Source organism: Acinetobacter sp. GXMZU3951 (assembly GCF_054457875.1).
Window position 1 is genome coordinate 340,144 of sequence record NZ_JBTLFO010000002.1, and the last position, 26,338, is coordinate 366,481.

Consider the following 26,338-nt stretch of genomic DNA (forward strand, 5'->3'; position numbering starts at 1 on the left):
TATTTTTACAAAATTACCTAATCATCCCAGTTTTTGAAAATAGATCATGTTAGAAATTTAAAGATAAAATACGTACAATTTTTCAACTTTATCTCTATTCTGTTTGCTAAGATGGAAAAGCATACTTCATCAATATAACGAGAACAGAGATGAGTTTTCTTACTGCCGAGCAGGCAAAAATACTATCAGCCACTGCTAAACTTGATATTAATTTATATAAAGCACGTTTAGCCAAACTCATTGAAGAAAGTGCCCAACAAGGCAACACTGCCGTGTTTGCGGTACTTCCCAAACACTTACCGCTCGTCGAAATTCGAGAGCTTTCAGCAGAGCTGACCCATTTGGGCTATCAGGTTCGCTTTGAAGTGAATGAATTCTTTTACAGTTTTAATGTGTATTGGATTTAAAGCACATCAATTTATTTTTAAAAACGAAAAAAACCCTTTAAATATTTACATTTAAAGGGTCTTGCAAATCAAAAAACTAATTAAGCTTCAATGGTTTGAACTGCAATTTTTTTCGCTGGATCTGCTTTGCGACGTACAGCAGGCACTGGCTCGCCATAATATTGACGATCAGCAAAATAACTCGAACGTACCATTGGCGCAGACCAGATATTTCTAAAGCCAAGTTTACGACCATGTTCTGCATAGCGTTCAAACTCTTCTGGGCTCACGAAACGGTCAATTGGCGCATGTTCTTTAGAAGGCTGTAAATATTGACCAATGGTTACATAATCAACATCATGAGCACGAAGGTCATCTAATAATGCAATGACTTCTTCTTCAGTTTCACCAATACCGACCATCAAACCACATTTGGTTGGCACATCAGGGCAGTATTCTTTAAACATTTTGAGCAGATTTAAAGAGTGCTGGTAGTCCGAACCTGGACGCATCGCTTTATACAAACGCGGCACAGTTTCAATGTTGTGGTTAAACACATCGGGTGGACATTCGGTCATAATGCGTAAAGCAATATCCATACGACCACGGAAGTCAGGAACCAAAATTTCCAAAAGTGTTTTTGGACTTAAGCTACGTGCTTCTTTAATACAATCTACAAAGTGTTGTGCACCACCATCCAATAGATCATCACGGTCTACTGAGGTAATTACGGCATATTTCAAACCTAAATTGGCAATCGTCTCTGCCATATGGCGCGGTTCATCAGGATCTAACGCATTTGGACGACCATGTGCTACATCACAGAACGGGCAACGACGTGTACAGATGTCACCCATAATCATAAAAGTAGCAGTACCACCACCAAAACATTCAGGTAAATTTGGGCAGGCAGCTTCTTCACATACGGTATGTAATTTTTGCGCACGTAAAGTTGTCTTAATGCGTTGAACTTCCTCTGGCGCTGTCATCTTGACACGAATCCAGTCTGGCTTGCGAGGCACTTCAACCGTAGGTACAACTTTGACAGGAATACGTGAAACTTTTTCTGCACCACGAAGTTTAACACCCTGTTCAGGTTTACGGCTTTCAGACATATTCAACTTTTCCACTGTTTAGACGGAGAGATATGGGTACATTATAACGGAATTGCACATTGATAGGGCGAAAACACTATTCATTTTCTAAATGTCGTTATCACTCAATATATGACTATGAAATACAGCAAAGTCAGCTATTTTCAGTCATAATAGAGCGAAAATAGACACAGATTTATAGATAAAGGAGCGTTGAATGCCACGTAAGAAAGAGGTCGTTAGTGGAACTTTCGTAAAATACGATGCGGTTGTTCTCGGTTCGGGCCCTGCTGGTGAAGGCGCGGCAATGAAACTTGCTAAATCGGGCAAGCGTGTTGCAATTATTGATATGCGTGAGCAATTGGGGGGGAACTGTACCCACGTTGGAACCATTCCAAGTAAAGCTTTACGTCAAACAGTTTCAAGCATTATTCGTTATCAACGTGATCCAATGTTTCAAAAAGTGGGGGATTGGAAACATTTCACCATGAAACAAGTGCTGCGTAATGCCCACAAGGTGATTCAACAGCAGGTAGATACCCACTCACGTTTTTATGACCGTAACAAAATTGATATTTTTCATGGTCGTGCTTATATCCAAGATCAAAATACCGTTTTGGTTTTTACCTCTGAAGGGGTGAAAGAAACCATCATGTTCAAGCAATTGGTGATTGCGACAGGTAGTCGTCCATACCGTCCTGCCATGCTTGATTTTAATCACCCACGTGTATTTGATTCAGACAAGATTCTAGATTTGGATTTCTCGATTCAGAAAATCATCATTTATGGCGCGGGTGTAATTGGCTGTGAATATGCATCGATCTTCATTGGTCTGGATCATAAAGTTGATCTCATCAACACCCAAATGAAATTGCTTAGCTATTTAGATGATGAAATTTCCGATGCCTTGTCTTATCACTTGCGCGAGCAGGGGGTATTGATTCGCCACAATGAACAAATCGATCATCTCGAAACTTTTGATGACCATGTTGTATTGCACTTGCTCAGTGGCAAGAAAATTAAAGCTGATGCGATTTTGTGGTGTAACGGCCGTTCAGGTAATACCGATGGTCTTGGACTGGAAAATGTCGGCATTACGCCAAACAGTCGTGGCCAAATCATGGTCAATGATCAATACCAAACCGAAGTGGAAAACATTTACGCTGCGGGTGATGTGATTGGTTGGCCTTCATTGGCTTCTGCGGCTTATGACCAAGGTCGTTGCGCGGGTGCAAACATGAGTGGTGAAGAGGGTATTCAACCTGTGGTGGATATTCCAACAGGGATTTACACCATTCCAGAAATTTCTTCAATTGGTAAGAACGAACAGCAGCTAACCGAAGAAAAGATCCCGTACGAAGTGGGTCAAGCCTCTTTCCGTCATTTGGCACGTGCACAAATTACAGGGGATACGGTAGGTGAATTAAAGATTCTGTTCCACCGTGACACTTTGGAAATTTTAGGTGTGCATTGCTTTGGTAACAACGCAGCGGAAATTATTCACATTGGTCAAGCGGTGATGAACAGTCCTAAAAATACCATCAAGTATTTTGTGGAAACGACATTTAACTATCCGACCATGGCAGAAGCGTATCGCGTTGCAACCTTAAATGGTATGAACCGTTTATTCTAAGATATGTAAGCATCTCTCTGAAAAGCCCATCCATTGCGATGGGCTTTTTTTATGAAGATATTTGAGATTAAAAAGGTCGCGATCCTGCCAGACTAATCCGTTTTAATAAGCGACGTTGCTCAGCAGGAAATGGCGTTCTGGAATGCAAGGTCACTTGATTATCCCAAAACAAGATGTCGCCCGTTTCCCAAGCGTGATCATAGCGAAACTCAGGCTTAAGTATATGTTGGCGCAGTTGTGCAATCAGTTCACTGCCTGCTATATCATCATAATTGACCAGTTCAACTTCGGAACGTGTATTTAACCACAATGCTTTGCGTCCTGTTTCGGGGTGTGTTCGCACCAAAGGGTGTGAATAGGCATGCCCTAAAATAGGTTGATCCTTAAAGCGATAGTAAGGGCTATTGTTGGCATAGTTGTCTGATCCTTTATTGCTATTGGCTCTTACAAAAGGGTTATAGGTTATTAATTGGAGTTTCTCCAGATGGGCTTGTAGATCAGGGGCTAAGGCATCATAGGCCTTAATGGTGTTATACCAGCTGGTTTGGCCGCCAGTGTTTGGCAGTTCAATCGCATAAAGTAAAGAACCGAAAGATGGTAGAGGTGTCCATTGATGATCGGCATGCGGGCTAAGTTCACCGTGCCCCGTGTAGTCACCTTGACCAACTGCATTAGAAACAGGCACGACATCTGGAGGTATTCCTGTGTCTGTTTGGCTCGCCAGTACAGGATTGTCAGCACTAGGACGGAAAATCGATCCGAAATAACTGGCAAAAGCGAGAAACTGTAAGTCATCCAAACTTTGCTGTTTAAAAATCAGAACTAAATGTTCTGCCAATGCTTGTTTCAGTCGAAAAATGGTTTCACCTGACTGCGCTTTACGTGCATCTAAACCTGTGACCACAGCACCTAATGCCTGTTGATCTAAAGGCGTGATTTGAATTTCATCAGGGTGTTGAAAAGCATCTGGTACATGCCATTGCGGGGCATCATGAATGGCTTGAGAGAGTTGGGTCAGGCTGCTCATTATTTTTCTCTAAATTTCTTGTTGTTCTAAATTAAGAAAACCCCAGCATTTTTTGAACTAACAATAAATGCTGAGTTTATGAAAATAGAGACTATTTCTTTAATGATTAATGCGGACAGAATGCCTGATTAAAATATTCAAATAATTGCGGCGTCTGAATCCATAATAAAATGGCAGCACTCAATAAACCCAGTACAACCAGCGCAATTGAGGTTTTAAGCCAAAACAGAGATGAATTATTCATGCACTACCGCCTTTTCTGTCACAAAGAAATGCACTACGACACCCAATACACTGAGTGCAATCGAGATCATCCAGACTGCCTGATAATTTCCGGTCAGATCATGGCTGACACCACCGAGCCAGCCACCAAAAAATGAACCAACCTGATGGGTGAAAAATACAATACCGCTTAGCATAGATAGGTAACGAATACCAAACATATTGGCGACAATACCATTGGTGAGCGGTACAGTAGATAACCATAATAGTCCCATAATCACGCCAAAGCTATACACGGTCCAAGTGCTTAAGGGCAAGACTAAAAAGGCTATCATAGCGATTCCACGCAACGCATATAAGCCCATGAGCAGTTTGGGTTTGGAGTAGCGACCACCTAACCAACCTGCACCGTAAGTACCAAAGATATTGAACAAACCTACCAAGGCGAGGAATACTGTACCTGTCGAGGCATCAAAACCGTGATCAATCAAATATCCTGGCAGGTGGATGCCAATAAACACCACCTGAAAGCCACAGACCAAGAAACCTAAAGCCAAGAACCAAAAGGGTTTGTGGGCTTTGGCAATATTGAGAATTTGTTTAAACGTTAGTGCAGGAGTAGCCGTGGTCGCTGTATTTGGAGCCACATACATCGGTGCTTTCAGCATCCATGCCAGCGGTACAATCAAGGCAATTAAGATCGCACTGACGATTAAGGCTGCGGACCAACCTATACTTTGCAGCAATAACAAAGTCGAAGGCAGCATAATAAATTGACCAAATGAGCCTGTGGCACTGGCAATCCCCATGGCAAGGCTACGTTTTTCTGGTGGTGCAGCACGTCCAACCGCAGAAAGTAACACCGGAAAAGAGGTGGCGGATAAAGCCAAACCTAAAAATAGCCCCACACTGAGATTCAGCATCCAGCCTGTTGAACTGATCGACATCAACAACAGCCCGATGGCATAGAGCACGCCCCCCACCGTCACCACAATTTTACTGCCATATTTGTCAGCAATCGCGCCTGTGACAGGTTGTACGGCACCCCAAATCAGGTTTTGCAGGGCAATCGCTAAACTAAATACATTATGTCCCCAGCCAAATTCATGACTCATCGGGACCAAATACAAGCCAAAAGCATGCCTGACACCCAGCGATAGCGCCAAAATAGCAGCACTTCCAATTAGCATATAAATCAATGGTTTGGAAAATTGACTTTCAGACATGGTAGATTTTCACGACAAGAATAGGGGCAACTCGATATTGTACGCAATAGATCGTGTAAATTCGATATGAGAATAAAATATTTGAAAAGTAAAATAATTGAGGGGTTAGGGAGCTGCATTCCCTAACCGAGAGAATCTTTAGTATTTATAATCCAGTTGCAACCAGAATTTATCGGTATTCACTCCGTAATCTTCAGCCTGATAGCTCGAGAATTTGGCCAGTGCCGCTAAGCCTTTTAGCGGTAAGGGATGTGAAAATGACACCGCATATTCTTTCCCATAATCCAGACTGTGTTCATCACTACGATAATGGTGATATTCAGTGCCTAATTTTCCTTGATTGAGTATGTTCAGATTTGAACTGAGATATAAATCAGTTAAACCATTCGCAGGGGTATTTAAAAACACATCTGTCCAGCCGTTGAATTTATGTTTGGTCGCTAGAGGCGTTTGAAAGCCGATTCGTCCATGATCACTGCCCAACACTTCATAGCCAAATGCGACTTCACCCAGAGGCTTTGCAGCCGTAAGGTTGTAGCCAAGTTCAACCGTGTAATAGTCTGCATCATAGGCAAGCGGCTGATCCGCATAGTCAGTTTGCTTGGCATACTCAGCCACATAACGCAGCTTGTTCATTTTTCCCGTCAGGCGTAAACCATAGGTCTGATTTGACCATGCTGCTAAATCATTAAAATCCATGAGATAACCGTAGGCAGTCATATTCAGCGCAGGATTATCATTCCATTTGGCTTGAATTAGATGAATATCGCTATCTTGTTCACCATCTTGTGCTTGCACATATTTTGGTTCAGGATTCTCACGCCCAAAGATGGTGTTGACCTGATTCACATAAGCATAATATAGCCCGACATTTGCCAGTGGTTTTAGATTCAGCGTCACTGCATCAAAAGTCTGGTCATTCTGGCGCCATGCAACTGAACCGATAAAACGTTGATTGTCCAGATTAATCAGTTGACGCCCTAGGGTGAAATCAAATTTTGGATTGCTGGCATATTTTAAGTAGAGTTGATTCAGTTGCAAATTTTCAGGGTCAGGTACACTGCTATAGTTTGTTTCGGCATTCCGTGTGCTGTTGAAATGCTCATTCAATTCAATGGTACCTTCGCCTTGCACAAAGCCACTCAAACCATGCCAACTGCCTGTTTGAATTGAAGGGCGAATACGGAGAGTAAAGGCATCCGCAGTTTCTAAATGATTAGCCTGATTGACCATTTCATAACGTAAGCGGCTCTCCAATCCAAATTTGGTCTGAGAAAGCACATCATCAGCAGCAAAAGCAGAGTTTAAGGAAATGAGGGCAAGCGAAAGCACAGAGAGAGTGTGTAATTTCATTGAAATTCCCTGAGGTATAAAGGTCTAAGATTTTTAGCGAGGAAGATGGGGAAGGAGATGAGTACGCTACCATTCCCCAAATTTGGAAGATTTAAGCCATGCTGTTACGTTCTAAAACGGCTTGTTCAAATAGTTGTTTTTCTTTCGCTTTATGTTCGACTGTAAAACGAATTAAGATGACGCTGAAGGCTGCCAAAGTCACTAAACCACCGAGTATAAATAGGCAAGTTTGCACATCTAATACGCCTTTTAATAAGAAGCCTGCTGCTACCGCACCGACATTGCCGCCAGCACCAATAATCCCTGCCACACCGCCTAAGGCATCACGGTCAATAAAAGGCACCAGTGCGTAGGTTGCCCCACAAGCCATATGAGTAAATAGTGCAAATACGGTCATGCTAATAATCGCTAATACAGCGGTATTCATTTGGGAAAATAAGATTAAGAACACACCTTCAAGTAAAACCAAGGCAAAAAGGACTTTGGTACGACCATCTAAGCCTTTCGAAATCGCTACTTTATCGGAAACGATACCACCGAGTGCGCGGGCAAATAGGGCTAACAAACCAAAGATCCCTGCAGCTAGTCCAGCTTCTTTTAAGCCCATATTAAAGTGTTCGGTATAGTACATGGCGGCAATGTTATGAATAAAAATTTCAATCCCAAAGCATGCCGCATAGGAGATAAATAAAATCCACACACGATAATTGCGTGCTGCTTGTAACAAAATTGCCGTTCCGCCTTTTTTACCGCAGCCCACTTCAATACCTTGTGCACGAAGTGCTTTAAAATCGCCTTGCGGACAGTCTTGAGTGTATTTCCAGTAAAGTGCACCTACAATGACCATCATGACACCTGGCACCAGTAGGGCAATACGCCAGCCCATACTTTGCTCAACCCCAAACATCACGATTGCCCCCAGAATTAAAGGCATCAGGGCTTGGGTTGCACCACCGCCAGCATTCCCCCATCCTGCAGCTGCTGCATTGGCTGTTCCCACCACATTCGGGGCAAACATGACACTCGTGTGATACTGAGTAATGACAAAACTTGCCCCGATCGCACCAATTAAGAGGCGGAAAAATAAGAAGGATTCGTAGGTGTTGGCTGCAGCGACACCAAAAACGGGAATACTGCCTAACAGTAAAAGAGCTGTATAGGTTTTACGGGGCCCATATTTATCGCATAAAGGCCCAACAATCAGTCGAATTAAAATGGTGATTGCGACTGCGGCAATGTTGATATTGGCAATTTGATCTTTAGTTAAGTTGAATTCGCCCTTAATCACAGGCATTAGGGGTGCACAGGCAAACCATGCAAAGAAGCAGACAAAGAATGCTAACCATGACATATGGAACGCGCGCATTGCGGGTGTAGAGAAACTGAAAAGTTTAATTTGCGTCGCTTTTTTAGCATCGCTGTTTATTGTTGAAGACATAACCATCCCCTGAACTGAGCGTTATTTTGTTTACAAGCTGTTTAACTGGCTTGTAATCCGATCAGAACGGACATCGTTGGCCGTCTATATACTGTGTGAATCTGCGTTGATTCATCTTGTTGATTAAAATGCAAGCAATATGCCAACAGCGAGGGCGAGTCGTATATTGAATGGATAAAGTGCTTAAATACTTGAGTCTTTGGGTGAAACGATGTGTCAAGATCGCCAAAATCTAAGCGAATGTGCTTGCATAACGATGAATGGTTTTTGATCAAAAATAATTCATTGTTTGAGGCAGGGAGTGAAAGTGCATCATAACAATGCACTTTAGATGAGCGACTGCGGTGATAAAACGCTATAGCCAGTTTGATATCTTCATCATATTTTTAATAATTTCATTAAGATACAGAAAAAGCACCTTTGACACTTTAAAATCGATAACCCATGCCTGCATATGCAAGAATAGGATTGATCTCAATATCTGCTTTGGAGCGAATGAGTTCACCTAGTTTGGTATCAGTCACGGTAATGCTGGTGTCATTCCTGAGCTGAGCATAACTGAGTGAACCCACCGCAAACCATGCATCATTAAAATCATAAGTAAATCCCACTGTGGCAATCGGGGCAATCGCCTCTGAGGCTTCTAGCTCAACCTGAGGATTGGCTGAACTGGCTTTGCCTTCTAGAGAGGCACCCGCATGGCCTTGTTTAATATTGGCAATCATGTGTCCTGCGGCAATTAAGTCCTGTTCAATGCGTGGGTTCATTTCTAATTCATTAAAATAGGCATACATCACGCCCAAACCCACATAAGGTCGAAATTTATTGACTCCAGTATTGCCAAAGTGATATTGCAATTCAAATGCAGGCGTCCACGCTCGAGCTGAAGCAGCAGCACCTTGAGCCCCTAAATCGGTAATCAGAATATTATTTTCCAGTTCCAATTGACTTAAGGCACCACCTATAGGCGTGGCTATCGCTGAAAATGGGGCGTAGATTTTACCCTGACCTTGTAAATCAACTTTGGGGGGTATGCCTGCTTTAATCTCTAAGGAAACATGATCTGTAAAATAATAATTGCTCATGATACCTAAAGTGCTGACCTCATCGGCTTCAAGTCCAGTCCCCGCATTATTCCATTGGCTTAAACCGTGTAGCTCAGCTGTGCCGCTTAGACTCGCGGGTACAGGAGCATTAATTGCGGCCAGACCTTCCAGTGTCGCTTTGAGCAGGGGATTCACATCACTTTCAGGGCGGAGATTGTCTAAGACGGTTTGTGCCTGAATACTACCGACCTTGGCTTTTTCAGCTTCTTTAACTGCGGTATTGACTCGAAACGGTTGCGCTTGTCCTTGTGGCATGACGTGTAATGCACCGAATGAAATTGAAAAGCGTTTAAACCGTCCCCATCTTGCAGGCTGAAATAGGGGGATTTCGCTTGGCTGTATGTGGGAATGAGGGCTATAGCAATTGATAATGCCAATCCTGTTTTATGCATATCGGGACTCCATGTCCATTTTTCATCATTTTTATTCAGGGGGCATTATTCAATAAGGGCATAACAGAAAACTGTTGTTTTCAATCAGGGAAAATTTTAAAAGTTTGTGAAAATTACCGTAATTTTGGGGTGGTTATGTGAGTTATCTAGGTTCTTTGTTAGCCAGTGGGCAAGAACTACAAATTAAACATGGGGTGTTTAATCTTGTTTAAGTATTTATTAATCAATAAAAAATCAGTAGAAATAACAATCTAAAGCGATAAAAAAAGATCACCCGAAGGTGACCTTTTTGACATCTGTTAGCAGAATTAAGCCAATGACGCAGCTTCAGTCTGGAAACGAGATAAATCTTCTTCTGGACGAGCTGTTAAAATTTCAACGCCATCTTTGGTGACCAAAATGGTGTGTTCATACTGTGCTGAAAGCTTATGATCTTTGGTTACAACGGTCCATTTATCACCCAGTAATTTGGTTTGCCATACACCCGCGTTCACCATTGGCTCAATGGTAAAGGTCATGCCTTCTTCCAAAATCATGCCGCTATTGCCTTGACCATAATGTAACACTTGAGGTTCATCATGGAATACCGTACCAATACCATGACCACAGTATTCACGTACAACGCTAAAACGTTCAGACTCAACATATTTTTGAATTGCCAAACCAATATCACCAATGGTCGAACCTGGTTTTACAGTCGCAATACCGCGATACATGGCTTCTTGTGCGACTTTGCATAAACGGTCAGCCAGAATAGAGGTTTCACCACCCACGACATACATCATATTGGTGTCGCCGTGGTAGCCATCTTTAATTACGGTAACGTCAATATTTAAGATATCGCCTTTCTTCAAGATTTTACTTTCAGATGGAATACCGTGGCACACCACATGGTTGACTGAAGTACAGATGGTGTGCTGAAACGCAGGACGACCTGGTGCTGCACCATAGCCTAAACAAGCTGGAACGGCATTTTGTACATTGACAATATAATCGTGACAAATCGTGTCTAATTCGAGGGTAGTCACCCCTGGCTTGATATGCGGTTTGATCATATCCAACACTTCTGCCGCCAGTCGTCCCGCCACACGCATTTTTTCAATTTCATCTGGGGTTTTAATGAGTCGACGTGGAGCTTGATAAGTTGTGTTCATGATCTCTAAAAACTTTTGGAAATTTGTATGTGACTATGGTATAAATAGCCGCCCATTTTATCAAATGCTTTTTCGTGAATAAATTTCGCGGGCTTTGTGCGATGGGGCAATAAAATCCGCACATATATCGACACATTACTCTGGGTGCCTAGCAATAGGTGGAGAATGCGGATATATGGAGGCCTAACCCAAACTTTAAGGTAAAGAAAATGGCAGATTACAACGTAAGCATGCGCGACCTTCTTCAAGCAGGCGCTCACTTCGGTCACCAAACTCGTTTCTGGAACCCAAAAATGCGTCAATACATTTTTGGCGCGCGTAACAAAATTCACATCATCAACCTTGAGCACACTGTTCCTGCGTTAAATGATGCTTTGAACTTTGTTAACAATCTTGCAAGCAAAAAGAACAAAGTATTGTTCGTTGGTACTAAACGTGCTGCTTCTAACATCATCCGTGAACAAGCTCAACGCGCTGGTCAACCATATGTAGATCACCGTTGGTTAGGTGGTATGTTGACGAACTGGAAAACACTTCGCCAATCTATCAACCGTTTAAAAGACCTTCAAACTCAATCTCAAGACGGTACTTTCGCTAAGCTTACTAAACGTGAAGCTTTAGAGCGTACTCGTGAGATGGAAAAACTTGAGCGTGCTTTAGGCGGCGTGAAAAACATGGGTGGTTTACCTGACGCATTATTCGTAATCGACGTTGACCACGAATCAATCGCGATTAAAGAAGCTAAAAACCTTGGTATTCCTGTAATCGGTATCGTTGATACAAACTCTAACCCAGATAACGTTGATTTCGTTATTCCTGGTAACGACGATGCGATCCGTGCAGTAACACTTTACGCTTCTGCTATGGCTGATGCGATCCTTGCTGGTAAAGAGTACGCTCAAACTCAAGCAAATGCACAAGCAAAAGGCGACGAAGCTGCTAAAGAAGCTCCTGAGGCTTAATGCGTTTTGACGCAAGCTTGTCATTTTTGCGACATGTGATGGTGGCAAAGTAAGCGTCATGTATGCAGACGGCCCATGAGAACCCCTCTGGGCCGTTTCTGTTCTAAAAAGAATTCATTTTCTACCGATTTTTAGGAGATACACATGACTGCTATTACTGCAAGCATGGTTAAAGAATTGCGTGACCGTACTGGTTTAGCAATGATGGAATGTAAAAAAGCATTAACAGAAGCGAACGGTGACATCGAATTAGCGATTGATAACCTTCGTAAATCTGGTCAAGCTAAAGCAGCTAAAAAAGCTGGTAACATTGCTGCTGACGGTGCGATCACTATCGCTCAAGACGGCAACAAAGCAATTCTTTTAGAAGTAAACTGCCAAACTGACTTCGTTGCTAAAGACGAAAACTTTGCTGGTTTCTCTGCTAAAGTTGCTGCTGCTGCACTTGCTGCTGGCGAAACTGATGCTGCTAAAATCGCTGAACTTAAACTTGAAGATGGCGTTACTGTTGAAGAAGCGCGTATTGCTCTTGTTCAAAAAATCGGTGAAAACATCCAAGTACGTCGTGCGTCAATTGTTGAAGGTGAAAACCTTGCAGTTTACAAACACGGTTTAAAAATTGGTGTTGTTGTATCTTACACAGGCCAAGCTGAAACTGGTAAAGGCGTTGCAATGCACGTTGCTGCATTCAACCCAGTAGCTGTAACAGCTGAAGGCGTTTCTGCTGATCTTATCGCGAAAGAGAAAGAAATTGCTGAAGCGAAAGCGATCGAATCTGGTAAGCCAGCAAACATCGTTGAAAAAATGGTCACTGGTTCAGTTGAGAAATACTTGAACGAAGTTGTTCTTGAGCGTCAAATGTACGTAATCGACAACGACAAGAAAGTTGCTGACGTATTAAAAGCGACTGGTACAACTGTAGCTCAATTCGTTCGTTTCGAAGTGGGTGAAGGTATTGAGAAAAAAGCTGAACTTTCTTTTGCTGAAGAAGTTGCTGCTGCTCAAGCTGCTGCAAAATAATTTTATTTTGCAAAAAAAAGCCCCGTTTGGGGCTTTTTTTATATCGAATAAAAAGGATAAAAAATGATGAATAAAACAAATCTAAGAATTGGCGTTGTGATTCTGGTTTTGATTGCTGCATATTTAGGATTTGATCGAGATCATGGCATCCAATCGAACAATGAGCCATCAAGCGTTGTTCAGTCTGAAACACAATTAAGCACAGATGATAGTCAAAAAATACTTCAGGCATTTCAGCAACAACAAAGTAATTTGCAGATTCAAGCCAGTGGACGTGTGCTAGCCGTTTTAGCGGATGATCATGAAGGCTCAAGGCATCAGAAATTTATCTTATCTTTACCCAATGGCTTAACAGTATTGGTTGCTCATAATATTGATTTGGCATCGAGAATAGATCATTTGCAAAAAGGGGATGTGGTGGAATTTTATGGCGAATATGAATACAACCCGAAGGGAGGCGTGATTCATTGGACCCATCATGATCCACAGCGGCAGCATCTAGATGGATGGTTAAAATATCAGGGGAGGACCTATCAGTAGTGATGTTACTGAGCAATTTTGTTCTATACAGCAAATTTAAACATGCTATTTTGCTGTTGAAGGCCAAGCTGGCGGGTGTAAATGAGCAGTAACGAGAGTAATGTGCAGCATGAATGTGTAAAATTTCAACACGTACAAGAGTTGGGAGGCTTGGAGTTACTGAATGCTTCCTACGTAGAAAAGCAATTTTCAAAACATGTGCACGAAGGTTATTGCATCGGGGTCATTGAGGAAGGTGCGCAATCTTTCTATCGGACGGGGGCACTGCATGTGGCACCCAAAGGCGATATTATTCTGGTCAATGCCGATGAGGTGCATACGGGTTCATCTGCCGTGGAAACAGGTTGGCGTTATCGTGCGATTTATCCAACCCCGGAAATGCTAAAAGAAGTCAGTCAGGATTTTTTTCAGCATTCAGGTACAGTGCCTTGGTTTCCTCAAGCTGTTCTGCACGATGAAGGCTTGGCGCAACAACTGCGGGTCTTATTTGACTTGTTGGAACAAGAAGATAACTTATTGTTTAAACAAAGCTTATATATTTCAACTTTGGCGTATTTAATGTCACGGCATAGCCGTAAGCCAGTCATAGATACCCGCCTTCCCGAAGTTCATAGCCGTATTTTGATGATTAAGGATTTACTGGCGAGCGCACCTGAAAAAGAATATTCCCTGAATGAATTGGCTGAAACAGTGGGGCTGAGTCCTTGGCATTTTTTAAGACAATTTAAAAAATATACCGGATTACCTCCACATGCTTGGTTGGTTCAGTTCCGTTTATTAAAAGCTAAGCAATTGTTGAAGCAAGGCGAGCATATTGCTTTGGTTGCGGATTTATGTGGATTTTCAGATCAAAGTCATTTTAATCGCCATTTTAAAAAGGCAATGGGTGTAACGCCTTTGCAATATGTGATGAGCTTACGTTAATTTATCTACTAGAACTACCTATACATCATAGCTAAATTATCAATATTTATAATTTTATTTTGAATATTTAAAACAATTAATTTAAAGCAAAGCGCAATTTCATACAAGAAAACCCAGTGTCAGAGTATTTATTGTACTTCAGTGTTCTGGATGGCGTACAAATTTATGGCTCTCTCTCAGCAGCAATGTAGTGCTATAGCTCATCAAAAATCTCAGGATTTTATTCAAGGAGCTTTAGATATTTTACCCTTGTCGATTGCGGTGCTGCCATGGGGCATCTTGGCGGGTTCTATCGCGATTGATGCAGGACTGACAATTCCTCAAGCGGTAGCGATGTCGGCGGTGGTTTTTGCAGGTGCAGCGCAACTGGTCAGTTTGGGCATGTGGTCGGCGGATGCCACAGCATTCACAATTGCAATGACGGTCTTTTTCTTAACCAGTCAGCATTTCATTTACGCACTTACACTACGCAAAGATATTTCGGTTTTAGCAAGTTTTTACCGTATTCCCTTGGGATTTTTATTAACGGATGAGTTGTTTGCGGTAGCTGTGAGAAAACCACAACGTCGAACTTATTATCTGCTCGGTGCAGGGCTGTGCTTTTATTTGGCGTGGGTGCTGTTTAGTTTGTTGGGTATTTATTTGGCTTCGACTGTTCCAAACTTATCGAGTCTACATCTGGATTTTTCAATTGTTGCGGTACTGGTGGCAATCATAGTGCCTTTTATTAAGAACTGGGTCAGTTTGGTGGGTGTGTTGACGACGATTATGAGTTCGCTTTGTTTAACGGCCTTACATATTGAGGCTGCGATCTTAATTTCAGGAATGTTGGGAATGGGCGTGGCGGTCTATATGGAACGCTGGGAGAAAAAAGCATGAGTTGGACATTTATTTTCTTGTTGGCTGGCATTGTATTTTTTAATCGATATCTCTTCTTAGAGCCAAAAGTTGCTATACAATTTCCAGTTTTCTTTGAACGGATGTTGAAGTATTCAGCACCTTGTTTACTCACCGCTATTTGTATCCCTATTATTTTTTATGATGCGGGCGAGTGGCGTTCATTGCCAACGAATAGTTATTTTTATGCGACGATTTTTTGTGTACTGGTGTCCTTTTTATTTCGTCGAGTTTTGTTGAGTTTGGCTCTAAGTTTGTTGTTTTTTTATGCCTTAGAAATGCTGTTATTTTGAAAAGATTCACTGTGGAAAAGCTGTTACAAGCTAAACTCCACAGTGAAGATTGGGCATATGCACTAAATTGCGTTCATTTGCGCTCTAGAGTGGCTTTTAAATTTAGGTACTAGTTTAGCTAGATATGCATCCATACACCAAATTGGGCCAATCAGAAGGAATTGGAGGTCTTTAAAGAAAGAAGGTTTCTTTCCTTCAATTTTATGCCCGTAAAACTGACCAATCCAAGCAAAAACAAATAACGTAATATAAAAACCCGTACCCACGGGTAAAACGAAAATTAACCATGCCATCGTAAGCATGAGTGCCGCCATCGCGACAGCCAAAACTAGATCGAGTCGGCCATAAAAAATAAGACAAAGCACAATAATCAGCGCGGTGAGTAAGGCGCTAAAGTGTGCCAAAATCCCAATAATGGAAAAAAGAATAGTTGGTACACAAAACCAGTGAATTAGTTTATTGGTTTTATTTTGGTGGCTTTCACTATATTCATCAAACCATTCATTTATCGTTTTCATCAATTGCTCCTGCAGGATGATTTTTTTATTTATTGTGGAACTGCATAAAATATAAAACAGAAAAAAGCGTAGGTCAAAATGGTTGCTGCATTTCTGGATATCATGGACTTTAGGTTGACTAGATAGATTGAGGTGCAGCATGAAGTGGGGGTAGTTCCACATCATATGCTGAACTACCTCAGGAACTGAAAAGCTAAATTTTACTTATTTAGCTGCATGATAAACTTCTTTACCTTCTTTGAATGTTGCCAAAATCTTGATGTTCTTGATTTGATCTGTTGGTACGGTCATTGGATTTTGGTTCAAAATTACAAAGTCAGCCAATTTACCCGGACTGAGCGAGCCTTTTTGATTGTCTTCAAAATATTGATAGGCAGCCCAACTGGTCATGCTCTTGAGGGCATGGTAGGGACTAATACGCTGATCACTTCCTAACACGACACCACTACGTGTGACACGATTTACCGTAGTATCTAAAGTCATCATGCTGTTTGGTGGAATCACAGGGGCATCATGATGTTCCGTAAATAAAATTCCTTTACGCAGTGCAGAACCCGTCGGGGAAATATTTTGTGCGCGTTGCAGCCCTAAAGTCTGCTGAATATGCCAGTCACCCCAATAGTAGGTGTGCAATGAAAAGAAAGAAGGAATGAGCTTAAGGGCTTTTGCTTTCTCAAGTTGGTCTTCGCGCATCACCTGCGAGTGAATAATCACATTACGTCGGTCTTGTGCTGGATAATTTGCGGTCGCTTGTTCAATGGTTGCTAAATATTGATCAATTGCTGCATCGCCATTGGCATGTGCGAGTATTTGCCAATTATTTTGGTAGGCAAGATTAATTAAATTTTGCACCGTACTTTGTTGTGGGAATGCTGCATATCCGCGATATGATTTTTTTTGTCCTTCAGGTGGGATCCGGTAGGGTTTGGTTAACCAAGCTGTTTTGCCTTGAGGTGAACCATCCAAGCTAATTTTGACTCCACCAATTCGATAATGATGTTTGTATTCTTGGCTAGTACCATGCTGCAACATGTATTCTTTTTCAGTACTGATGTCAGGGTACACCACCAAATCTACAGGTAATTTGCCATTTTGGGCAATATTTCTCCATAACTCGGATGTGCCTGCATCTGCACGGCCTTCTTGAATAGTGGTGTAGCCATTTTTAATATAGGTCTGCACAGCCGTGAGAGCCATTTTTTCCATGGTTTCAGCAGGCATGTGCTGAAAGATCTGCATCATGGCACTAAAAACCACACTTTCTTCGAGTACGCCATTCGGAACTTTTGAATTGGCTTCACGACGGATGTAGCCACCGGGCGGATTGGGTGTCTTGGCATTAATGTTGAGCAGTTCTAATGCCTTGTGGTTGACTGTTGCTAAATGTCCAGACTGATGCAGAATAATGACGGGTTGATCCGTGGAAATGGCATCCAGTTCAGTTGCAGTCGGGTGACGCTTTTCTTTTAGTTGTGCATCATCATAACCATTGCCAATGATCCAGCCGGAAGCATCCTGAATAAATTTGGGATTATTCTTTTTCCATTCCTGCATAGCCTCAACTAATGTTGCGATATCGGTCACTTGGCCATCGGGCGGGGCATATAGGTTGGCGACACTTTGTTGTAAGCCGACACTGTTGGCATGACTGTGTGCATCAATCAGCCCGGGGATGACCGTATGGTTTTGCAGATTGAAACGCTGAGCACGCTGATTGAGCTGTTTGGCTTCATTGAGTGAGCCTGTAAATTTAATCACGCCATTTTCGACCAGCATCGCTTCTACATAAGTCGGGGTGTCACCTTGCATGGTTAAAATCGGGCCGCCATGTAAGATAAACGTAGTTTCTTGTTGTGGATCTACTTTAGCGTCGCGTTGAATGTGTTTGGAAATTGAATAGGAGCATGCGGTTAGGAGTGCTGTACTGAGTACCGTCAAAACTTTTAAAGTTGAAGTAGTATAAGAATGTTGGACATATTTCATCATTGGATCGTATTCCCCCTAAGGTGATCGACTTCTTGTGTTTATCTTTTTTAAAATAACATATTAATTAAAATAGAAAATAAAAAAGCCACATAAATGTGGCTTCGATTGTCAAATATAGCGGGCTGAAGCAAATTAAGAGTTTGGACCTGCTACGCGTTCAATGCTTACTTTTGCTGTCCCTGCATTGGTGATGCCAAGTTGTTTTGCAGCACCATAAGAAAGGTCGAGTACACGGTTACCATGGAAAGGACCGCGGTCATTCACTTTAACAATAACACTTTTACCATTGTTTTTGTTGGTGACACGAATGTAACAGTTCAGTGGCAAGCTACGATGTGCAGCGGTAAGTGCATTCATATCGAATGTTTCACCGTTAGCAGTTTTACGACCGTGAAATTGACGACCGTACCACGATGCTACACCTGTTTGGCTAAACTGGCGAACTGTATTCGAAGCAACGTTGTTTAACTTGTCAATGACTGAAGGCTCATCTGCTGGGATTTCGATTTTCGCTGCAATTGTTTCGCGGCGGATTTTATCACCAGAACTCTCAGTAATTGAAAGGCTATTCAAGTTAGAAAAGTGAGAATTAAAACTTTGAGCATCTTTGTTTAATACACGTGCTGCTAAACGTGAGTTATCACTGTCATTATTTAACGACGATGATTGAACCAATTCAGCCTGAGACTGACTCAGGGCGAACGTGGTCGCTATGGCAAGAATATATTTCATTGAAGAATGCATAAAATCTCCTAAAGACCAATTTGCATAAATTGTTATTCGGCAAAAAAACCTTGAAAAACAAGCAAACTAGTCAATTTATTCACTTGTGCAACTACATTTGACGAGATGGATAATATTCATGGCGTGGTAAAAGTGTCTAGTGTTTATTCGAAATAATTACAAAAAGTAGGTAATTCGATTATTTTTCGATTAAAAAATAATCGATATTGTAACACAATATTAAAAAAGCTGATTTTATATACTTTTTACTTAAAAAAAATATTGACTTTTAAGATTTATTGTAAAAGCTAGCCTCATCGGCTAGCGATTTCCGTACCTAATTGCCACACTGCGGTCGCATACATGCGGCTCTTGTTGTAGGTGGTTATGACTTGAAAATTTGGGTAAGTGATGTAGTAAGTTGAGCCATAATTTTCTTCGAGTTGAATCACATTCACCATATCTAGATCATCAATTTTTACGACGGGATTAATGGGTGAAACACCGTGTGTCTTTAATGCACCATAAGGTGTAGGTTGCTCTAGATTTTTGGCAATAATATTTTCAGGTGTAGTGCCAGTATAGCGTGCTGCAAACCCAATCGGTTGGTTACGCTGCCAACCATGTTGTGCCAAATAATTGGCAATCGAACCAATCGCATCGACAGCAGAGTTGCGCAAGTCGATATGGCCATTACCATCGTAATCCACGCCATATTTAGGAATGTTGCTTGGCATAAATTGCGGATAGCCAATCGCTCCTGCATATGATCCGACGACGGAGTTGGTTGGAATGCCATCTTTATAGCTCCAAGCGATCAATGCGGAAAGTTCGTCTTGGAAATATGCCGCACGTCGTTCATAACCAAATGCAAGTGTTGCAAGCGCATTTCTGGTAATGAAATTGCCTTTATTGGCACCAAAACCAGTTTCGACCCCCAAAATGCCCAAAATGACAGGCTGCGGAACGCCAAATTGTTGCTCGGCACGGTTTAATGTGTCGGCATATTGCATTTTAAAACGCACACCACGTTGAATGGTGCTTTCGGACATAAAGTTGGTTTTATATTCATACCATGGCTTACTTTCACCAGGGCGATTCATGATATTGATAATGTTCGGGAGGTTTTGTGCACCACTCATTGCCCAGTCAACTTGTTCGGCACTTAAACCATAGGTTTGCATGGTTTTTTGCTTAAAGCTGGAATATTGAGGATCATTGGCAAAATCGTTGGCTTGGCAAAAACTGGTAATTGAAAAAGCACCAACAAGCAAAGATAAACGTTTCAGTTTTTTATAAATAGACAAATTCGTCATATTGGTTAAATCCCAAAAATTATCGATGTGTATGAATCGACATCACAACGCCAAAAGTGGCCATTAAAGTAATAATTGCAGTACCGCCATAACTCATAAAAGGTAAAGGCACACCCACTACGGGTAAAATACCACTGACCATACCCGCATTGACAAATACATATACAAAAAATGACAAAGCAAAGGTGCTGGCCACCAAACGTCCAAAATTGTGAAAACTGTTTAACCCAATTTGAAAGGTACGGCTGATAATCGCAAAGTACAGTATAATCAATATGATAATACCAATGAGCCCAAATTCCTCAGAAAATGCAGCAATAATAAAATCGGTATGGCCTTCGGGTAAAAAGTGAAGATGAGATTGTGTGCCAAGCAAGTACCCTTTACCTGAAAGACCACCTGAACCGATTGCCGTTTCAGATTGAATAATGTTCCAACCTGTGCCCAAAGCGTCGGCTTCGGGATGAATCAGGGTTAATACGCGTTGACGTTGATAATCATGTAATAGAAATTGCCATGCGAGGGGAATAATGGCGCTGATGGTGACGATTGCCAGTGTAATCATCTGCCAAGATAAGCCACTTAAAAATAGCGTAAACAAACCACTGGATAAAATGAGTAACGAAGTACCCAGATCAGGTTGTTCTGCTATTAATAAGAAGGGGAGTCCAATTAGAATTAAGCTACAGGCAATATGTTTGAATTTTGGCGGTAAAGGCTGACGGGATAAATACCATGCAATCATTAATGGCATGCCGATTTTCATAAATTCACTGGGCTGTACACTGCCTAAACCAGGAATATCAATCCAACGCTGAGCGCCCAATCTGACCTCCCCGAACAATTTAACGGCTATGAGGGAGAGGAAAGCAAAAAGATAGAAAAAAGGGGCAAATGCCTGATAGATCTTAGGCGGAATCTGGGCGAGCCCTAACATGACTAAGAAGCCTAGAGTAAAACTGAGCGCTTGTTTGGAAACCAGTCCCCAATTCTGTTCGGAGGCGCTATAAAAAACGGTGAGACCTAAGACAGCGGTCAAACACAAGTATAAGCATAGCCATGGATCAAGGTGAAGCTTTTGCCATTTGGATGTCGTAGCGGGGCTTAACCCATCTCGAGGGGTCTGGCGTAGAAATTTGTATTGCGGTTGTACAGACATGGGAGTGATTGATATAAAGTATTTGGCATTTTTTGCGCCTGCTACCTTATACCTGTGTATAGATGCTGTATATCAATATTTAGCAATAAAAAAACCTAGCAAAAGCTAGGTTTCCGATAGTTCAATTTTCTATCAATGATGGAACAAAGTATCGTGATACTCCGCCAAAATGGTCAGTTCTTCTTTGGTTAAATGCGGAAAGATTTTATCAATCGCAATGTGAACGGCTTTAATCACCGCCGCAGAGCCGATATCCGCGGCTTTGCGCTTGATCATGCCCAAATCGAGGGTTTTGTTAAAATCATTCATAAAATGGCGTACAGTGGCTTCTGCGAACTGTTTATACAATTCGATCAAGACTGACTTATTAACATCATGACCTGAACGAATGTCCGCAAATGTGCTCTTTAAATTGGTGACCAAGCTCGCATCTAGGCTTTCGCCCACGCGATATTGCCCTTGGGTATCTTTAAACAAGCTTTTTTCAGAAAACTCGATGGATTGTTTCACTACATCATTTGAGGCTTTGCTCAAAAGCTGTTTTAACAAGACCGCCACGGTTGATTTGACATAGCCGGCTAATTTCTCGGCAGTGTCGCGTTTCTCACTCGGTGGGAAACGACGCACCAATTCCGTTAAAATGGCATCAATAATTTCATCATTGATTAATAAAGCGGTCTGGTCACGTAAAGGGTAGAGTGGTTCACTCGAGTTTTTCTTTTGCTGACCTGTTTGAATACTATTTAATAGTGTTTCAGAAGGGACAAAACCAAAAAAAGGCATTGTTATTTAACCTCAGTATTCTTCATTTTATTGTCGCGCCAAACGAATTGGGCGAGGCATCCATGTTAAGTCCGATACACGACAAGGATTGATATCTAAACCACCTCGGCGAGTATAAGCCGCATAAACCATGAGTTTTTCAGGTTGCAGATGTTGCCAGATATCAGCGTACATCTGTTCAACGCATTGCTCATGAAAGCCATTATGCTGACGGTAGGAAATAATATAGGCTAAAAGTGAACGATAACAAGGCTTTTTACCCTGATAACGGATAAATACTGTTCCCCAGTCAGGTTGACCGGTAACTGGGCAATTACTTCTTAATAAATGTGAATAAAGCTGTACTTCTATATGCTCAGCATTTTCATTGTCGAAACCAAGTAGTGAGGCATCAGGATGATTCTCTAAGCGTTCAGGAATCAGGTCGTCAATACAGAGCCCCTCAGGCTGATGGACTTCAAGCGCATCGACCTGAAACAATTGAATGCTGACACTGGCACCAGCAGCCGCAGATAAATCTTTTTCGACCGTTGCGATAAATGCCGCTTCAGATTCAAATGGAGTGAAATTTAGACTATTAAAGTACAGTTTGAGTGATTTGGACTCAATCAAATTTGGTGATGTCGCGGGCAGGGTCAAACGCCCAATGGCTACTTGTGGAATACCCTGAGCATTGAGCCAAGAAATTTCAAACACATGCCACCAGTCTTTTCCTTGCTGAATGCCTTCAATATGGGCATAACTTGAACGTGCTTGGGCACGTTCAATTGGAAAAAGAATGTCTGGTTGATATGTTGATGGATATTGGGTGTCTTTACCGAGTAAAGAATGTTCTACACTCATTATTCACGCATTCCTGAGCCACGAGAAAGTAAATAATACGCTATACCGTAAAGGACTGCACAGCATAAAGTCACCACGGTGAGTGAAATCGAAACATTCACATCACTGTGACCGAGAATTCCAAATCGGAAAGCATTCACCATATAGACAATCGGGTTAATTAAAGACAGATTTTGCCAAAATGGACTTAATGCGCTAATCGCATAGAAAACACCACCCAAATAGGTCAGCGGAGTCAGTACGAACGTTGGAATAATGGAAATGTCGTCAAAAGATTTGGCGTAAACGGCATTAATAAAGCCACCCAATGAAAATAGTAATGAAGTCACAATGACGGTATATATAGTCACAAACCAATTGGTAATATATAAGTCAGTGAAAAACAGACTCATGGCTGTCACGATAATTCCGACCAATACCCCACGACAGAGTCCACCCAGCACATAACCCCACAGCACTAGGTGTAGAGGTACTGGACTCATGATCAGCTCTTCAATGCTTTTTTGAAATTTAGCACTAAAGAAACTTGATGAGACATTGGCATAACTGTTGGTAATCACCGCCATCATAATCAAGCCGGGCACGATAAACTGCATATAGCTAAATCCGCCCATTTGTCCGATACGTGAGCCGACCAAATTTCCAAAAATCACAAAATAAAGGCTCATGGTAATGGCAGGCGGCAACAAAGTTTGCGGCCAAATGCGCATAAAGCGGCGCACTTCTTTATGGACGAGGGTGAAGAGTGCAACACGCATTTGAGTGAGATTCATGGTGCAGCTCCTTCTAGATTTTTCTCCACGAGTTTAACGAACAGTTCTTCCAAACGATTAGACTTGTTCCGCATACTACGAACTTGAATACCTTGGGCTTCAAGTAACTGAAAGAGCTGATTCAAGGTATGTGCTTTGTCCATCGTGACTTCGAGCGTGACAGGATCAATTAAATTAAAGCGGACCCCAATAATATCGAGTTGCGGTGCCTGAATTGGTTCTGCTAAATCAAAGATAAAAGATTCTTCATGTAATTGATTGAGGAAGGCTTTCATGGTGGTGTCTTCTTTAATTACACCACGGTCAATAATCGCAATGCGACGACAGAGCATTTCTGCTTCTTCTAAATAATGGGTCGTTAAAATAATGGATGTGCCATTTTCATTCATTTCAGTCAGAAAATCCCACATCGAACGACGTAGTTCAATGTCGACCCCTGCGGTAGGCTCATCCAGAATAAGTAGTTTAGGTTCATGCATCATGGCACGAGCAATCATCAGGCGACGTTTCATACCACCTGAAAGCATACGACCTTGCGTATTACGTTTTTCCCAGAGGCCAAGTTTTTCTAAATAATGTTCGGCACGTTGTTCTGCAATTTTGCGTGGAATCCCGTAATAGCCTGCTTGGGTGACTAAAATATCGAAGGTCTTTTCAAATTGACCAAAGTTAAATTCTTGGGGAACAACACCTAAACATTGTTTTGCTTGAGATGGGTGCGTGTCCAGATTGTGACCAAAAATTTCGACAGTGCCCGAGGTCTTTTTGGTCAGCGAGCTGATAATACCGATGGTCGTTGATTTGCCTGCACCATTTGGTCCAAGTAGGGCATAAAACTCACCTTCAGGGACAGTGAGATTAATTCCTTTGAGGGCTTGAAAGCCATTACGATAAGTTTTCGACAAATCTCTGATCAGTAATGCATCGGTCATAAAGTTCTCACAGCATATAGAGTGCAGCTATTGTGAGCGATCTTGCACAATAAACCAAGTGAAATACAGGGAATACTGCGTTGCACAGTTAGAACATTGATTAAACTCTAATCATAAAAATGAAGGATTTATATATAGTTGCTTTCACTTCTTTATTTTTTTGCTATCATGTGACTCGCGCGCTCATAGCTCAGTTGGATAGAGTACAAGTTTCCGAAGCTTGGGGTCGTGGGTTCGATTCCCGCTGAGCGCACCATTTTCTTGTTTTATCCCTTCCGATGTTGTCTAAAAACTATTTAAAATAAATCGCTTACGCTACAGGGCTGTCTGATACGCTACAAGAGCGTTTTAGGATACCGTAAAAAGATGCCTAAATTAGTGATTAGTCTAACCGACTCAAAAATTAAATCTTCAATCTCAATGCAAAAGAAATCATTTGAAAAAATATGAAGCTTTCAGATGGTGGTGGTCTTTATCTGTTATTGGATCAGAAAGGTGGGGCATATTGGCGTTTTGATGATGTCCGCCTAATTTCGAAGAAGAGAGTCGCTGTTATTATTGATTCGAGTTGGGTCTTTAATTCAAATAACTTAGATCAACTTTAGTTTTAGAGGTTTGTGTAACAAAGTCATATCAAATGAGAGGAAATTTTAAAAATGATTATTTAACCTCTGATTTAGTAAGAAAAAAGTTCAAAGCACACTTTTCGTAGCCATTGATTACTAGGATTCATGTGCATGCGAGCATGCCAATGTTGTTTCACACTGTATGTCGGAAATTCAAAGGGTGGTTCAAGTACGACCAATCCATTTCTAATCAGTAGAATTTGGCTTAAATAGTAAGGAATCGTCGCAATCGCATCGGTCTCTTCAACCACAAGCCCTACACCTAAATAGCTTGGTAAACGAATAAGAATATTACGACTAACACCAAGTTTTTGTAATTCATGTTCAAGCACATAATGTCCACCCGTCGCAAAAATATCGACATGTAACTCACGAAGAAACTCTTGTTTTGAAATAGCTGGACCCGTAATTCTTGGATGATTTTTACTGGCGATGCACACGTAATGTTGCTTAAAAAAGGTTTGTTGATAAAAACCAGCTTCTAACTGAGGTAAAAAGCCAATCGCCAAATCAAGCTCACCATTAGACATCATGAGCGGGGTGTTGGAATCAATCGGAACGATTTCTAAACGAATATTAGGCGCATGTTCTCTTAAGTAATTCAATAATCTAGGCAAAAGTACCAAATGGCTAATATCCGTCATGCTTATTTTAAATTGATAATTTGAAGTGAGTGGATCAAAAGCAAGATTGTAATTTTGAACGAGTTTCAGTTTATTTAGAATTTCCACAACCAAAGGGTAGATTTGAAGGGATAATTCAGTCGGTTGCATTTTATTTTCAATACGAATGAACAGTGGATCATTGAAGTGCTCACGCAATTTATTTAAGGCGATGCTCAAAGTAGGTTGCCCGATTTCTAATTTATCGGCTGCTTTTGAAACACTATTATGATTATAAATTTCAAAGAAAATTTGCAAAAGTCGAGTATCTAAATCCAACATCCCCAAATCCCTGTATTGATATTATCAATACAGCCTATTGTTTTTGCTGCATGGTTTCAACAGATTTC

At 41.5% G+C, this 26,338-nt stretch carries 26 protein-coding genes, 1 tRNA gene and 1 pseudogene; 10 read left to right on the plus strand and 18 right to left on the minus strand.

Going from position 1 to position 26,338, the window contains the following annotated elements; all coding sequences use genetic code 11:
* Positions 1-149: 149 nt before the first annotated feature.
* Positions 150-407: a hypothetical protein gene (locus tag ACX17N_RS04720; protein ID WP_458891405.1), complete on the plus strand. Its 258-nt coding sequence runs from the start codon at positions 150-152 to the stop codon at positions 405-407.
* Between the two features lie 80 nt (positions 408-487).
* On the opposite strand, the gene lipA is transcribed toward ACX17N_RS04720, so the two are convergent.
* Positions 488-1,501: a lipoyl synthase gene (lipA, locus tag ACX17N_RS04725; RefSeq protein WP_458891406.1), complete on the minus strand. Its 1,014-nt coding sequence runs from the start codon at positions 1,499-1,501 to the stop codon at positions 488-490.
* A gap of 196 nt (positions 1,502-1,697) precedes the next feature.
* Between lipA and sthA the strand changes: the two genes are divergently transcribed.
* Positions 1,698-3,113, plus strand: coding sequence for a Si-specific NAD(P)(+) transhydrogenase (gene sthA / locus ACX17N_RS04730; RefSeq protein WP_458891407.1), 1,416 nt, complete (start codon positions 1,698-1,700; stop codon positions 3,111-3,113).
* 67 nt (positions 3,114-3,180) lie between these two features.
* Here sthA and ACX17N_RS04735 read toward each other — a convergent pair whose 3' ends face one another.
* The 7 genes and pseudogenes from ACX17N_RS04735 to map all read right to left on the minus strand — a co-directional run bounded on the left by ACX17N_RS04735 (position 3,181) and on the right by map (position 11,031).
* A complete protein-coding gene (locus ACX17N_RS04735; RefSeq protein WP_458891408.1) occupies positions 3,181-4,140 on the minus strand; it encodes a TauD/TfdA dioxygenase family protein in 960 nt (319 codons plus the stop codon).
* Positions 4,141-4,246: 106 nt separating this feature from the next.
* Positions 4,247-4,384: a hypothetical protein gene (locus tag ACX17N_RS04740; protein ID WP_458891410.1), complete on the minus strand. Its 138-nt coding sequence runs from the start codon at positions 4,382-4,384 to the stop codon at positions 4,247-4,249.
* A complete protein-coding gene (locus ACX17N_RS04745) occupies positions 4,377-5,588 on the minus strand; it encodes an MFS transporter (RefSeq protein ID WP_458891411.1) in 1,212 nt (403 codons plus the stop codon). Before ACX17N_RS04745 ends, ACX17N_RS04740 begins: the two co-directional genes overlap by 8 nt.
* A 138-nt stretch (positions 5,589-5,726) precedes the next feature.
* A complete protein-coding gene (locus tag ACX17N_RS04750; RefSeq protein ID WP_458891412.1) occupies positions 5,727-6,941 on the minus strand; it encodes an alginate export family protein in 1,215 nt (404 codons plus the stop codon).
* A gap of 91 nt (positions 6,942-7,032) precedes the next feature.
* Entirely contained in the window at positions 7,033-8,379 is a 1,347-nt protein-coding gene (locus tag ACX17N_RS04755; RefSeq protein WP_458891413.1) for an MFS transporter, read from the minus strand.
* A 428-nt stretch (positions 8,380-8,807) separates the two neighbouring features.
* Positions 8,808-9,877 (minus strand): annotated as a pseudogene (locus ACX17N_RS04760) (OmpW/AlkL family protein).
* A gap of 308 nt (positions 9,878-10,185) precedes the next feature.
* Complete coding sequence (map, locus tag ACX17N_RS04765) at positions 10,186-11,031, minus strand: type I methionyl aminopeptidase (RefSeq protein WP_458891414.1); 846 nt, start codon at positions 11,029-11,031, stop codon at positions 10,186-10,188.
* A 209-nt stretch (positions 11,032-11,240) separates the two neighbouring features.
* On the opposite strand from map, the gene rpsB reads away from it, so the two are divergent.
* From rpsB to ACX17N_RS04795, 6 genes are all read left to right on the plus strand, one after another.
* Positions 11,241-11,993 carry a 30S ribosomal protein S2 gene (gene rpsB / locus ACX17N_RS04770; protein WP_016167395.1) on the plus strand — a complete coding sequence of 251 codons (753 nt, stop codon included), beginning with the start codon at positions 11,241-11,243 and terminating at the stop codon, positions 11,991-11,993.
* Between the two features lie 144 nt (positions 11,994-12,137).
* Positions 12,138-13,013 carry a translation elongation factor Ts gene (gene tsf / locus ACX17N_RS04775; RefSeq protein ID WP_458891415.1) on the plus strand — a complete coding sequence of 292 codons (876 nt, stop codon included), beginning with the start codon at positions 12,138-12,140 and terminating at the stop codon, positions 13,011-13,013.
* 63 nt (positions 13,014-13,076) lie between these two features.
* Positions 13,077-13,553: a DUF3465 domain-containing protein gene (locus ACX17N_RS04780; RefSeq protein ID WP_458891416.1), complete on the plus strand. Its 477-nt coding sequence runs from the start codon at positions 13,077-13,079 to the stop codon at positions 13,551-13,553.
* Between the two features lie 81 nt (positions 13,554-13,634).
* The gene (locus tag ACX17N_RS04785; protein ID WP_458891417.1) at positions 13,635-14,477 is read left to right on the plus strand and encodes a helix-turn-helix domain-containing protein; all 843 of its coding nucleotides are present in this window, start codon (positions 13,635-13,637) and stop codon (positions 14,475-14,477) included.
* A gap of 165 nt (positions 14,478-14,642) precedes the next feature.
* Positions 14,643-15,356, plus strand: a complete 714-nt coding sequence (locus ACX17N_RS04790) for an AzlC family ABC transporter permease (RefSeq protein ID WP_458891418.1) — start codon at positions 14,643-14,645, stop codon at positions 15,354-15,356.
* Positions 15,353-15,667: an AzlD domain-containing protein gene (locus ACX17N_RS04795; RefSeq protein ID WP_458891419.1), complete on the plus strand. Its 315-nt coding sequence runs from the start codon at positions 15,353-15,355 to the stop codon at positions 15,665-15,667. The genes ACX17N_RS04790 and ACX17N_RS04795 overlap by 4 nt, the downstream gene beginning before the upstream one ends.
* Before the next feature lie 62 nt (positions 15,668-15,729).
* On the opposite strand, the gene ACX17N_RS04800 is transcribed toward ACX17N_RS04795, so the two are convergent.
* The 9 genes from ACX17N_RS04800 to ACX17N_RS04840 form a co-directional block, all read right to left on the minus strand.
* Positions 15,730-16,185, minus strand: coding sequence for an Mpo1 family 2-hydroxy fatty acid dioxygenase (locus ACX17N_RS04800; RefSeq protein ID WP_458891420.1), 456 nt, complete (start codon positions 16,183-16,185; stop codon positions 15,730-15,732).
* 204 nt (positions 16,186-16,389) lie between these two features.
* On the minus strand, positions 16,390-18,168 hold the full coding sequence (locus ACX17N_RS04805; RefSeq protein ID WP_458891615.1) for an amidohydrolase: 1,779 nt from the start codon (positions 18,166-18,168) through the stop codon (positions 16,390-16,392).
* 135 nt (positions 18,169-18,303) lie between these two features.
* On the minus strand, positions 18,304-18,915 hold the full coding sequence (locus ACX17N_RS04810; protein WP_458891421.1) for a septal ring lytic transglycosylase RlpA family protein: 612 nt from the start codon (positions 18,913-18,915) through the stop codon (positions 18,304-18,306).
* Positions 18,916-19,208: 293 nt separating this feature from the next.
* Entirely contained in the window at positions 19,209-20,210 is a 1,002-nt protein-coding gene (gene mltB / locus ACX17N_RS04815) for a lytic murein transglycosylase B (RefSeq protein ID WP_458891422.1), read from the minus strand.
* Between the two features lie 19 nt (positions 20,211-20,229).
* A complete protein-coding gene (gene rodA, locus ACX17N_RS04820; protein ID WP_458891423.1) occupies positions 20,230-21,369 on the minus strand; it encodes a rod shape-determining protein RodA in 1,140 nt (379 codons plus the stop codon).
* A 132-nt stretch (positions 21,370-21,501) separates the two neighbouring features.
* Positions 21,502-22,152 (minus strand): hypothetical protein, encoded by a 651-nt coding sequence (locus tag ACX17N_RS04825; RefSeq protein WP_458891424.1) that lies wholly within the window; start codon positions 22,150-22,152, stop codon positions 21,502-21,504.
* A gap of 27 nt (positions 22,153-22,179) precedes the next feature.
* Positions 22,180-22,995: an NADPH-dependent 7-cyano-7-deazaguanine reductase QueF gene (queF, locus tag ACX17N_RS04830; RefSeq protein ID WP_458891425.1), complete on the minus strand. Its 816-nt coding sequence runs from the start codon at positions 22,993-22,995 to the stop codon at positions 22,180-22,182.
* Positions 22,995-23,768, minus strand: a complete 774-nt coding sequence (locus ACX17N_RS04835; protein WP_458891426.1) for an ABC transporter permease — start codon at positions 23,766-23,768, stop codon at positions 22,995-22,997. Before ACX17N_RS04835 ends, queF begins: the two co-directional genes overlap by 1 nt.
* Positions 23,765-24,700, minus strand: a complete 936-nt coding sequence (locus ACX17N_RS04840) for an ABC transporter ATP-binding protein (RefSeq protein ID WP_458891427.1) — start codon at positions 24,698-24,700, stop codon at positions 23,765-23,767. Before ACX17N_RS04840 ends, ACX17N_RS04835 begins: the two co-directional genes overlap by 4 nt.
* 179 nt (positions 24,701-24,879) lie before the next feature.
* On the opposite strand from ACX17N_RS04840, the gene ACX17N_RS04845 reads away from it, so the two are divergent.
* Together ACX17N_RS04845 and ACX17N_RS04850 are read left to right on the plus strand one after the other, a co-directional pair.
* Positions 24,880-24,956, plus strand: a tRNA-Arg gene (locus tag ACX17N_RS04845).
* Positions 24,957-25,146: 190 nt separating this feature from the next.
* Entirely contained in the window at positions 25,147-25,305 is a 159-nt protein-coding gene (locus ACX17N_RS04850) for a hypothetical protein (RefSeq protein WP_458891428.1), read from the plus strand.
* A 71-nt stretch (positions 25,306-25,376) separates the two neighbouring features.
* Here the strand turns inward: ACX17N_RS04850 and ACX17N_RS04855 are convergent, their stop codons facing one another.
* Complete coding sequence (locus ACX17N_RS04855; protein ID WP_458891429.1) at positions 25,377-26,270, minus strand: LysR family transcriptional regulator; 894 nt, start codon at positions 26,268-26,270, stop codon at positions 25,377-25,379.
* Positions 26,271-26,338 lie beyond the last annotated feature (68 nt).

Excerpts from the sequence above, each read along its gene's own strand:
- ACX17N_RS04720 (WP_458891405.1), top strand. The coding sequence starts at position 150 with ATGAGTTTTCTTACTGCCGAGCAGGCAAAAATACTATCAGCCACTGCT.
- lipA (WP_458891406.1), bottom strand. The coding sequence starts at position 1,501 with ATGTCTGAAAGCCGTAAACCTGAACAGGGTGTTAAACTTCGTGGTGCA.
- sthA (WP_458891407.1), top strand. The coding sequence starts at position 1,698 with ATGCCACGTAAGAAAGAGGTCGTTAGTGGAACTTTCGTAAAATACGAT.
- ACX17N_RS04735 (WP_458891408.1), bottom strand. The coding sequence starts at position 4,140 with ATGAGCAGCCTGACCCAACTCTCTCAAGCCATTCATGATGCCCCGCAA.
- ACX17N_RS04740 (WP_458891410.1), bottom strand. The coding sequence starts at position 4,384 with ATGAATAATTCATCTCTGTTTTGGCTTAAAACCTCAATTGCGCTGGTT.
- ACX17N_RS04745 (WP_458891411.1), bottom strand. The coding sequence starts at position 5,588 with ATGTCTGAAAGTCAATTTTCCAAACCATTGATTTATATGCTAATTGGA.
- ACX17N_RS04750 (WP_458891412.1), bottom strand. The coding sequence starts at position 6,941 with ATGAAATTACACACTCTCTCTGTGCTTTCGCTTGCCCTCATTTCCTTA.
- ACX17N_RS04755 (WP_458891413.1), bottom strand. The coding sequence starts at position 8,379 with ATGTCTTCAACAATAAACAGCGATGCTAAAAAAGCGACGCAAATTAAA.
- map (WP_458891414.1), bottom strand. The coding sequence starts at position 11,031 with ATGAACACAACTTATCAAGCTCCACGTCGACTCATTAAAACCCCAGAT.
- rpsB (WP_016167395.1), top strand. The coding sequence starts at position 11,241 with ATGGCAGATTACAACGTAAGCATGCGCGACCTTCTTCAAGCAGGCGCT.
- tsf (WP_458891415.1), top strand. The coding sequence starts at position 12,138 with ATGACTGCTATTACTGCAAGCATGGTTAAAGAATTGCGTGACCGTACT.
- ACX17N_RS04780 (WP_458891416.1), top strand. The coding sequence starts at position 13,077 with ATGATGAATAAAACAAATCTAAGAATTGGCGTTGTGATTCTGGTTTTG.
- ACX17N_RS04785 (WP_458891417.1), top strand. The coding sequence starts at position 13,635 with ATGAGCAGTAACGAGAGTAATGTGCAGCATGAATGTGTAAAATTTCAA.
- ACX17N_RS04790 (WP_458891418.1), top strand. The coding sequence starts at position 14,643 with ATGGCTCTCTCTCAGCAGCAATGTAGTGCTATAGCTCATCAAAAATCT.
- ACX17N_RS04795 (WP_458891419.1), top strand. The coding sequence starts at position 15,353 with ATGAGTTGGACATTTATTTTCTTGTTGGCTGGCATTGTATTTTTTAAT.
- ACX17N_RS04800 (WP_458891420.1), bottom strand. The coding sequence starts at position 16,185 with ATGAAAACGATAAATGAATGGTTTGATGAATATAGTGAAAGCCACCAA.
- ACX17N_RS04805 (WP_458891615.1), bottom strand. The coding sequence starts at position 18,168 with ATGAAATATGTCCAACATTCTTATACTACTTCAACTTTAAAAGTTTTG.
- ACX17N_RS04810 (WP_458891421.1), bottom strand. The coding sequence starts at position 18,915 with ATGCATTCTTCAATGAAATATATTCTTGCCATAGCGACCACGTTCGCC.
- mltB (WP_458891422.1), bottom strand. The coding sequence starts at position 20,210 with ATGACGAATTTGTCTATTTATAAAAAACTGAAACGTTTATCTTTGCTT.
- rodA (WP_458891423.1), bottom strand. The coding sequence starts at position 21,369 with ATGTCTGTACAACCGCAATACAAATTTCTACGCCAGACCCCTCGAGAT.
- ACX17N_RS04825 (WP_458891424.1), bottom strand. The coding sequence starts at position 22,152 with ATGCCTTTTTTTGGTTTTGTCCCTTCTGAAACACTATTAAATAGTATT.
- queF (WP_458891425.1), bottom strand. The coding sequence starts at position 22,995 with ATGAGTGTAGAACATTCTTTACTCGGTAAAGACACCCAATATCCATCA.
- ACX17N_RS04835 (WP_458891426.1), bottom strand. The coding sequence starts at position 23,768 with ATGAATCTCACTCAAATGCGTGTTGCACTCTTCACCCTCGTCCATAAA.
- ACX17N_RS04840 (WP_458891427.1), bottom strand. The coding sequence starts at position 24,700 with ATGACCGATGCATTACTGATCAGAGATTTGTCGAAAACTTATCGTAAT.
- ACX17N_RS04850 (WP_458891428.1), top strand. The coding sequence starts at position 25,147 with ATGAAGCTTTCAGATGGTGGTGGTCTTTATCTGTTATTGGATCAGAAA.
- ACX17N_RS04855 (WP_458891429.1), bottom strand. The coding sequence starts at position 26,270 with ATGTTGGATTTAGATACTCGACTTTTGCAAATTTTCTTTGAAATTTAT.